The sequence below is a fragment of the Frankia sp. CcCS3 genome, assembly GCF_977927575.1.
Genome location: NZ_CDWRCL010000175.1, coordinates 1 through 8,792, shown reverse-complemented (window position 1 = coordinate 8,792; position 8,792 = coordinate 1). Strand labels below are relative to the sequence as shown.

Below are 8,792 nucleotides of genomic sequence, written 5' to 3'. Positions count from 1 at the left end.
GGCAGTAAACGCCAATCTTGGTCCTGGTCGGTATTCTCAGGAGCGGACGGCTCCTACGCGCCGCTGCGGGCCTGCGCGGTCCGCCTGCGGTTGGCCTTCTTGATTGCCTCGACGAGATCGTCCCTCGACATCGTCGATCGGCCGGGGATGCCGAGCTCGCGGGCGAGCGCGCGCAGGTGCGTCAGCGAGGCGTTCGCGTCCACGCCCTCGGCGGTCGGCCCGCTGTGCCGGGAGGCGGGCGTCGGCGTGGCGGCCTGCTCGTCGGAGGGACCGGGCCGACCCTTCGGCCGCCAACGGTCCCCCACCTTCTCGTGGGTGTGCTTGAGGGCGGCAAAGGCCGCACGGTGGGCACGCGCACCCTCACCGTAGGTCTCCACCGCCGAGTCGTGGGTCTTCTTCCAGGTGCGGATGGCCTGATCGTCGGAGCGGGCGATGGTGGACGGAACATCGTCCCGCATCTCGTCGGCCTGCGCCTTCTTGTCGGTTTTGTCGGTCTGCGGCTTCTTCCCGACCATGGCACTCCTCCTCCCGAACGGATGCTCAGGTCCTCCCGAACGGATGCTTATGGACCTTCCCGTGACGCCGGGACGTATTCCCCGTCCCCGTTGCCGCCGGGTAGCTCGTGGTGGATCTCTTGGCGCCTTGATGCACAGGGTAAGGCATCGACTACCGTAGCGTGCCAATGTCTCGACCATGACGACCCGAAGGACGCCTCATGTCCCATGCCGCTGACCCGTTTCGCCGGCGTCGCCGTGAGCCCGGTCTGTCCCGGCGCGGAATTCTCGGTCTCGCCGGTGCCGGTCTGGGTGGATGGGCGGAGACGCTGCTCGACGCCGCGCCGAGCAGCGCGTCCGCTGGCCCGGCCGGGCCACCGGCCGCAGGGGTCCGACCCGGTGCGGAAGCGCGGGCCTTCTCGGCGCCGGGGACGCGTGTCGTGCTCGTGCCCCGGACCCTGGCCGCCGTGACGAGGGGAGTGGGGCCCGCGACGTCGGATTTCGACATCGGTTACGTGGCCGTCCGATGGACCCGTGACGGGAAGGATCGCGCGGCGGATGGCCGGGCCGGTCCCGGGGGTGCCGGCACGGGGACCGCCGGCACCGCCGGCACCGGCGGTCCCGGCGGTGCCGGCGGTGCCGCTTCTCGGGGCGCCGAGATCCGGCTGCGCCAGCCGGGGGGTGGGTTCGACGCATGGCGGCCGCTGGCGGTCGGCTGTCCGGTGGATCGGGACGACCCGCCGGCCGGGGGGAGGAGCGCCGCCGTGCTGGTCGCCGCGCACCGCGCGACCGGCTACGAACTGTGGTTGCCACCCGGCGCGACGTCCGTGACGTCCACCGCCCTGAACACGACGTCGGGGCCGTTGCAGCGGTTAACGGCACCCATTGTGTCCGCCTACGCCGCCCTTTCCGCGATCTCGGCTTCGCGCGCCGCCCTTTCTGCGTCTTCGGCTTCGCGCGCCGCCCGGTCGCCGGGGCTCTTCGCCGCGCCCAGATCGTCGCCGCCGCCCCGGTCGCCCCCGTCCGGCTGCCGGCGACGCTCGACCTGCGCTACCTGCCCCGGGCCGCGTGGGGCGCGGACGAGTCGCTGCGGCTGTCCCCCTCACCCGGCAGCGGTTGGAAACCGACGTACCACCCGGGCCAGGTTGTCACGGTTCATCACACGGTGACGCCCAACGACGATCCGAACCCCGCCGCCACCGTGCGGGCGATCTACCACTTCCACACGGTCGAGCGGGGATGGTCGGACATCGGGTACCACCTCCTCATCGACGAGGCAGGCACGCTCTACGAGGGCCGGTGGTCGGGAACGGAGAGCGTTCCCGGCCACCGGGAGGACGGCTACGTGGTGACGGGTGCGCACGTGGCGGACTTCAACGCCGGCAACGTCGGCGTCGCGCTGCTCGGTGACCTGCGGACGCGCACCCCCACCGCCGCCGCCCGTCGCACGCTCGTCCTGGTGCTGCTCGCGTTGACCGGAGCGCATCATCTCGACCCGCTCGGCACCGTCCACTACGTCCATCCGGTGAGTGGCAGGCGTCGTACCGTCCCGGCCGTTAGCGGGCACCGCGACTGGATGGCCACCGAATGTCCGGGCGGCGCGGCCTACACCGCCCTGGCAGGTGTGCGGACGGACGTCGCCCGGCAGCTGATGTGAGGCTCACCGGCTGGTGCCCCGCCGGGTGACGGGGTGGGCCGTGGACGGGCTCAGGGGCGCCAGCCGGCATAGACCGCGAACCTGCCGTGCTTGGCGACGCAGTCGACCGGCGCGAATCCGGCGTCGGCCAGCCAGTCGAGCTGGTCGGCGAGCGGCGCGCACCGATCGAAGGACATCCGCCGCAACGCGGCCTGCCACTCGGCGTCGTCTGAACCCGCCGCCCGAGCCTGCCGTTCGTGCATGTCCTCGTACTGCCGGGTCAGGGCGGCAGTCGGGCCGTTGACCTGCTCGAGGTTGACGAACAGCCCATCCGGCCACAGGACGTCGCGCACCCGGCGGAACAGGTCGCGCTTGCCGGGGTCGTCGAGGTGGTGGATGCCCAGCGCCGAGACGACCGCGTCGAACGGGCCGGTCGGCAGGGCGGAGGCGAGGTCCGCGACGGTGACGGCCTCGATCGAGCCGGCGGACAGCCGCGCCCGGGCCTTGGCCAGCATCGGCGCGGCGTCGTCGAACAGGTGCAACCGGACGTCGGGGACGGCCGCGGCGACCGCGGCGGCCAGCAGACCGGTGCCCGCGCCGAGGTCGAGCACCGCCGGTCGGGCGCCACCCTGGCGCGCCACCAGGTCGCCGACCGATCCGTACAGCAGGTCGAAGGAGGGGACGAGCCGGCGGCGCTCCCCGTCGTAGGTCTCGGGATCCCAGCCCGGCGTCTCGGAATATGAGATTACTATCTCATCCATTGGACAATCATACGGTCGGGCCCGGCTGCGCACCCGAACTTCCCGCGCGGGCCTGACGTATCGCACGTCACATTCCCACCTCCTTCTTGACGCGGCAACGTTCACCTACTCAGAGTGAAAAGTGTGCGCACATCTCCATTGCTGACGTGCCGCCGCTGCATCGACTACGGGCGCGCTGAGACCAGCCGCTGTCGCTGACGGCCCCGCGCTGTCCCCCGATCGGGCGCGTCCCCGGCACCTTCGTGGCCGGAGTTCCGGGCGCGCCCTCAGCGCCACCACCCGCGCACCATCGCTTCCGGCGCCGATCTCGGTGCGGTGAGGCAGCGCCCGACGCCGTCCACCGTCCGTCGCCCGGCCACCCACCGCCCGGCCACCCACCGTCTGAGGAGATCCCGATGCGCCGCATGTTGGATCCGACCCGATGACCGCCCTCGCGGAGCTGTGTCTCGCCGTCGCTCTGGACGGAGCCGGGTGGCATCCGGCGGCCTGGCGGGAGCCCGATGCCCGCCCGGCCGAGCTGTTCACCGCCCGCTACTGGACCGACCTCGTCCTGGAAGCCGAACGCGGGCTGGTCGACTTCGTCACCATCGAGGACTCCCTCGCCCTGCAGACCTCCCGTCTCGACGGCCCCGACGGGCGTACCGACCAGGTCCGCGGCCGCCTGGACGCCGTCCTGACCGCCGCCCGGGTCGCCCCCCTGACCAGCCACATCGGCCTCGTCCCCGCAGTCACCACCACCCACACCGAGCCGTTCCACATCTCCAAGGCCATCGCCACCCTGGACTACACCAGCACTGGCCGCGCCGGGGTGCGCGTCCAGGCCCTGCGCCCCGGCGAAACTCCCCACCTCGGCCGACGCGACCTCCCCACCATCGCCGACTACCAGACCCCCCAGGCCCAGGCGGTCATCAGCGACCTGTTCGACGAGGCCGCCGACTACGCCGAGGTCCTACGCCGGCTGTGGGACAGCTGGGAAGACGACGTCGAGATCCGCGACACCGCCACCGGACGGTTCATCGACCGCGACAAACTGCACTACATCGACTTCGAAGGCCGCTGGTTCTCCGTCCGCGGGCCCTCCATCGTCCCCCGTCCGCCCCAGGGCCAGCCGCTGGTCACCGCCCTGGGCCACAGCACCATTTCCTACCGGCTCGCCGCCCGCGCCGCCGACGTCGCCTACATCACCCCGCACACCGCCGCCGACGCCCGGGCGATCGTCGGCGAGATCCGCGCCGAACAGGCCGCGGCCGGACGCGCCGACGACACCCTGCACGTCTTCGCCGATCTCGTCGTTCTCCTCGACGCCTCCGCGGAGCAGGCCGCCGAACGGCGCGGTCGTCTCGATGCCCGTGCCGGTGAGCCCTACACCTCCGACGCGCTGATCTTCGCCGGTACCCCCGGCGACCTCGCCGACCTTCTCCTCGACTGGCGATCCACCGGGCTGACCGGGTTCCGACTACGCCCGGCCGCCCTTCCCCACGACCTCGAAGCCATCACCCGCGGGCTCGTCGGTGAACTCCACCACCGTGGCGCCTTCCGCACCGCCTACCAGGCCACCACCCTGCGCGGCCACCTCGGCCTGCCGCGACCCGCCAACCGCTACGCCACCGTCTGATCGTTGATCCGACTCTCGGCGGCGGACGTCACGCAGGATTCCGGAGGACCCCCGATGAGCAGGCCGATCAAGCAGATCCACCTGGCTGCGCACTTTCCCGGAGTGAACAACACGACGGTGTGGAGTGATCCGCAGGCGGGCAGCCAGATCGAGTTCAGCTCCTTCGCCCACCTGGCCCGGACCGCGGAGCGGGCGAAGTTCGACTTCTTCTTCCTGGCCGAGGGGCTGCGCCTGCGTGAGCAGAACGGGCGCATCCACGATCTCGACGTCGTCGGCCGGCCGGACACCTTCACCGTGCTCGCGGCGCTCGCCGCGGTGACCGAACGGCTGGGGCTGGCCGGCACCATCAATTCCACATTCAACGAGCCCTACGAGGTCGCCCGGCAGTTCGCCAGCCTCGACCATCTCTCCGCCGGTCGGGCCGCGTGGAATGTGGTCACGTCGTGGGACGCGTTCACGGGGGAGAACTTCGGCCGCGGTGGCTACCTGCGGGAGGAGGACCGTTACGCCCGCGCCGAGCGGTTCCTGCGCACGGCGTGGGAGCTGTTCGACTCCTGGCACGGCGACGAGATCGTGGCCGACAAGGAGTCCGGGGTCTTCCTGCGGACGCCGCGGCCGGGCGTGTTCGACCTGCACGACGCGTTCTTCGACATCAGCGGCCACTTCAACGTGCCGCGCGGCCCGCAGGGCCGGCCGGTCATCTTCCAGGCCGGCGACTCGGGAGCCGGCCGCGAGTTCGCCGCCTCGTCCGCCGACGCGATCTTCAGTCGGCACAGCACGTTCGACGCGGGCCAGGCCTTCTACGCCGACATCAAGGGCCGCCTGGCCCGCCACGGCCGCAGACCCGAGCAACTGGTGGTCCTGCCGGCGGCGACCTTCGTCCTCGGCGACACCGACGCCGAGGCGCGGGAACGGGCCGGCGTGATCCGGCGCCAGCAGGTCAGCGGGGCGACGGCGATCCTGTTCGCCGAGCAGCTCTGGAACCGCGACCTCTCCGGCTACGACCCGGACGGCCCGGTGCCCGAGGTCGACCCGGTACTGGGGGAGAACACCATCTCGAAGGGCCGGGCCAGCGTGCGGATGTTCGACGACCGGCAGGCGACCGTCCGGCAGTGGCGCGAGCTCGGCGAGGCGAAGAAGCTCTCGCTGCGCGAGGTGGTCATCGAGGTCACCGGACGGCAGCCGTTCATCGGTTCGGCCGCTACTGTAGCCGAGACGATCAACAAGTTCGTCCAGGAGGACGCCAGCGACGGGTTCATCCTCGTCCCGCACATCACCCCGGGCGGGCTGGATGAGTTCGCCGACACGGTCGTGCCGCTGCTCCAGGAGCGCGGCGTATTCCGCACCGACTACTCGGGGACGACGCTGCGCGAGCACCTCGGCCTCGCTCCGCTCGGGTAACGGGCTGCCCGGTCGGGCTGCCCGCTCGGCCCGCCCGGCCCGCCGTCTCGAACTCCTCGCCGGCGGTGTTGTCTTCGGTACCTGAAACTTACAGGTACCTGAAAGTATGATGTTGCTCGCGTCATGCTCGGGAGGCGTCACGCTCGGGAGGAGGGACGCTCGGGAGGAGGGACGCATGGAACGGGTGGCCGCGGTGAACACGGCGACGGCGGTCGCTCATGTTCTGCGGGAGGAGATTCTCAGCCGGCAGGACGGCGACCTGTACCTCGGCCAGGAGAACGAGCTGCTGGCCCGGCTCGGCGTCAGCCGGCCGTCGCTGCGTCAGGTGGTGCGGCTGTTGCAGGCCGAGGGGATCCTCACCGTCCGCCGGGGTCATCACGGCGGTCTGTACGGGCAGCGGCCGGACGCGGCCGGGGTCGCCCACATGGCGTCGGTCTTCCTGCGCACCCGTCGGGCCTCGTTCGCCGACCTCAGCGCGACCCACGCCCTCATCACCACCGAATGCGCCCGGCTCGCCGCGCTCAATCCGGATCCGGCCGAGCGGGGTCGGCTGCTGACCTTCGTCGACAGCGCCGTCGGCGGTGCCGTCAACGCCGCCGTTGACGGCACCGCCGGTGGGGATGCCCGCGACCATGCCCGGACCCGGGCGCAGTGGGGCGTGCTGCTCGCCGAGATCGCCCGCAGCCCCACCCTTCAGCTCTTCGAGGACGTGCTCGGCTCGCTGTCGCAGTACCCGGCCTCGCGGCCGTTCCTGCCCGACCCCGCCAGCGTCGCCCTGGCCTGGGAGCAGTGCCGGTGGATCGCCGAGGCGGTGGGGGGACGGCGATGCCGACACCGCCGCCGCACTGTGCCGTGAGCACGGGGACGCGATGGCCCGCTACCTCCGCGACCAGCCGGAGGATCTCCTCGGCTGGTGAGCCGTCCGGGGCCGGGTCCATGCCGCCGCCTGGTCACGGTCCGCGCGTCGTCTCGCTGGGGGGCTACGGCGCCGCCTCGGTCCAGCGGGCCGCTCAGTCCAGCAGGCCGCTCTGCCGGGCGGCGTGCACGGCTGCCGTACGGTTACGGACCCCCATCTTGCGCATGATGCTGCGCATGTAGGTTTTCACGGTCTCGGCGCGGATCGTGAGGTGCTCCGCCGCCTCGACGTTGGAGCAGCCAGTGGCCACGAGGGTCAGCACCTCCATCTCCCGCAGGGTGAGGCGGAAGGGCGGCGGCTTCGGCGGGCCGGGCGTGACGACCGGTTCGTTGCGCAGCAGGGAGTAGATGTGCAGGATCTGCCGCCGGAGATGGGGGGCCGTCATCTGGGCGCTCAGCTCCAGCAACTCGATCTGGGCCAGGCGGACCCGCTCCCGCTGCGTGCGAGAGTCGGGCGGCTGTCCATCGGCGACGAATGGTCCCGGTGCGCGGTCAAAGCCGGCAGGGGTCATCGTCCGGTGCAGGCGCACCTGCATCGGGATCGAATCCGATGCCACTGGGCCCATTATGCTCCTCTCCCTATCCACGTCGATAACCCAGCTACCTCCGGATGGGCGCCCCCGGACAACCAGGCGCGTACCGGTGTATTCATGAAGGGGCGGTCGGTCCCGGGATCAGCCGTACACCACCTTTGTGTGATGCCTTCCATGATCCGGTCGCGGGTGAAGTGGGCACACTGCCACGTCGGCTCCGCTCCAGGCTGGCCGTCCGTCTTCGTCGGATGCCCGCTGCCGGCTACATCGAAAAGGTTATGGAGTCGAAATGCAATAACTTGCGCGTTTCGAACCCTCCACAGGCCTGTGACCTGTGATGATGCTCTCGATCACGTATTTGTTACTTCATTACGTCCCCTATCTCCTTGCTCCGGCCGGTCGTCAATGGTGTCGCTCCCATGCCAAGAACATACTGCTCCCCCCGGCCGGAAGGCCCGAGGGTAGTCTTGAATGCTACCCCGAAAGGGGCTCCTTCGGGGGCGTCATGCCACGTCGCCGCACCAAAGTACCCCTCGGTTTGAGGGGGCGCGAAGGAAATTCCTGGAGGCAGGCGGGAACCCGCACGTCAGCGGGTTGACGGCGGGCAGCGTAAACGGCCTCGGGGGTTATCCGATGAGCCCGCCGGGTTAATAGGTGGGACGACGGCGGATGATGTGGGCGGATGCACGGGAATCCGCGCGGGTGGATGGTAGGAATAGGCCGGACTGGCCGTGGCGGCCGCGGCCACACCCGGTCGGAACCACCCGGTCGGAGTTACCCGCTCGGAGCCACACCCGGTTGGAACCACCCGGCCCGAGTTAGCCGGTCGGAGCCACAGCCGGTCGGAGCCACCCGGCCCGAGCTCGCCGGCCCGCTCTTCTTCCCCACCGAGCCGCGTCCGCTGACCGGCTTGTCGATCCCCCTGGTCCTGGGGCACGAGTTAGGCGGCACCGTGGTCGACAGGGGCGATGGTGTCGGTTCGGTCGTCGTGGGCGACCGGGCCACGGGCGAACCGATCTACCGCTGCGGGCAGTGCCCGCCGTGCCGGGCCGGCCGGTACAACGTCTGCCGCCAGATCGGCTTCCACGGGCTGATGGCCGACGGCGGCATGGCGGCATGGCGGAGTTCACTATCGGAGTTCACTATCGGCCGGGCGATCGCGTTGCGCCTCGCGGCGGACGGCGCGGACATCGCCGAAAAGCTCGGCGGCCACCTGGGCCTCGGCAAGGGGCAGGCGCTCGAGCAGTACGCCGCCGGGATCCCGCTCGGCCGCGGGCAGATACCCGAGGAGGTGACCGCCTTCGTGTCCTATATGGCCGGTCCGGACTCCGCTTACATGACCGGGCAGTCGGTGGTGATCGACGGTGGTCTCGTGATGCGCTGAAAGGCGGGTTTCCGCTCGAGCCGGCGGGTCAGGAGTGGGGATCTGTCGCTGAT

General features: G+C 70.9%; 8 protein-coding genes. 5 read left to right on the top strand and 3 right to left on the bottom strand.

Translation table 11 applies throughout. The features are described 5' to 3' along the window. Positions 1-53: 53 nt before the first annotated feature. The gene (locus AC08OQ_RS14645) at positions 54-515 is read right to left on the bottom strand and encodes a ChaB family protein (protein WP_462188134.1); all 462 of its coding nucleotides are present in this window, start codon (positions 513-515) and stop codon (positions 54-56) included. Between the two features lie 673 nt (positions 516-1,188). Between AC08OQ_RS14645 and AC08OQ_RS14640 the strand changes: the two genes are divergently transcribed. Further along, positions 1,189-2,151, top strand: a complete 963-nt coding sequence (locus tag AC08OQ_RS14640; RefSeq protein ID WP_476601619.1) for an N-acetylmuramoyl-L-alanine amidase — start codon at positions 1,189-1,191, stop codon at positions 2,149-2,151. Between the two features lie 50 nt (positions 2,152-2,201). On the opposite strand, the gene AC08OQ_RS14635 is transcribed toward AC08OQ_RS14640, so the two are convergent. Beyond that, entirely contained in the window at positions 2,202-2,891 is a 690-nt protein-coding gene (locus AC08OQ_RS14635; protein WP_476601620.1) for a class I SAM-dependent methyltransferase, read from the bottom strand. Between the two features lie 421 nt (positions 2,892-3,312). Here AC08OQ_RS14635 and AC08OQ_RS14630 point away from each other — a divergent pair, with 421 nt between their 5' ends. The 3 genes from AC08OQ_RS14630 (at position 3,313) to AC08OQ_RS14620 (ending at position 6,763) form a co-directional block, all read left to right on the top strand. After that, positions 3,313-4,506 (top strand): LLM class flavin-dependent oxidoreductase, encoded by a 1,194-nt coding sequence (locus AC08OQ_RS14630; protein WP_476601621.1) that lies wholly within the window; start codon positions 3,313-3,315, stop codon positions 4,504-4,506. A gap of 54 nt (positions 4,507-4,560) precedes the next feature. After that, complete coding sequence (locus AC08OQ_RS14625; RefSeq protein WP_476601622.1) at positions 4,561-5,907, top strand: NtaA/DmoA family FMN-dependent monooxygenase; 1,347 nt, start codon at positions 4,561-4,563, stop codon at positions 5,905-5,907. A gap of 175 nt (positions 5,908-6,082) precedes the next feature. Beyond that, positions 6,083-6,763, top strand: coding sequence for a FadR/GntR family transcriptional regulator (locus AC08OQ_RS14620; protein WP_476601623.1), 681 nt, complete (start codon positions 6,083-6,085; stop codon positions 6,761-6,763). A 154-nt stretch (positions 6,764-6,917) separates the two neighbouring features. Here AC08OQ_RS14620 and AC08OQ_RS14615 read toward each other — a convergent pair whose 3' ends face one another. Then, complete coding sequence (locus AC08OQ_RS14615) at positions 6,918-7,388, bottom strand: response regulator transcription factor (protein ID WP_462188140.1); 471 nt, start codon at positions 7,386-7,388, stop codon at positions 6,918-6,920. A 649-nt stretch (positions 7,389-8,037) separates the two neighbouring features. Here AC08OQ_RS14615 and AC08OQ_RS14610 point away from each other — a divergent pair. Next, a complete protein-coding gene (locus AC08OQ_RS14610; RefSeq protein WP_476612119.1) occupies positions 8,038-8,739 on the top strand; it encodes an SDR family oxidoreductase in 702 nt (233 codons plus the stop codon). The last annotated feature ends 53 nt before the right edge of the window (positions 8,740-8,792 follow it).

Bases quoted from the DNA above. Each gene is read 5' to 3' on its own strand.
- AC08OQ_RS14645 (WP_462188134.1), bottom strand. From the start codon at position 515: ATGGTCGGGAAGAAGCCGCAGACCGACAAAACCGACAAGAAGGCGCAG.
- AC08OQ_RS14640 (WP_476601619.1), top strand. From the start codon at position 1,189: ATGGCGGCCGCTGGCGGTCGGCTGTCCGGTGGATCGGGACGACCCGCC.
- AC08OQ_RS14635 (WP_476601620.1), bottom strand. From the start codon at position 2,891: ATGGATGAGATAGTAATCTCATATTCCGAGACGCCGGGCTGGGATCCC.
- AC08OQ_RS14630 (WP_476601621.1), top strand. From the start codon at position 3,313: ATGACCGCCCTCGCGGAGCTGTGTCTCGCCGTCGCTCTGGACGGAGCC.
- AC08OQ_RS14625 (WP_476601622.1), top strand. From the start codon at position 4,561: ATGAGCAGGCCGATCAAGCAGATCCACCTGGCTGCGCACTTTCCCGGA.
- AC08OQ_RS14620 (WP_476601623.1), top strand. From the start codon at position 6,083: ATGGAACGGGTGGCCGCGGTGAACACGGCGACGGCGGTCGCTCATGTT.
- AC08OQ_RS14615 (WP_462188140.1), bottom strand. From the start codon at position 7,388: ATGGGCCCAGTGGCATCGGATTCGATCCCGATGCAGGTGCGCCTGCAC.
- AC08OQ_RS14610 (WP_476612119.1), top strand. From the start codon at position 8,038: ATGCACGGGAATCCGCGCGGGTGGATGGTAGGAATAGGCCGGACTGGC.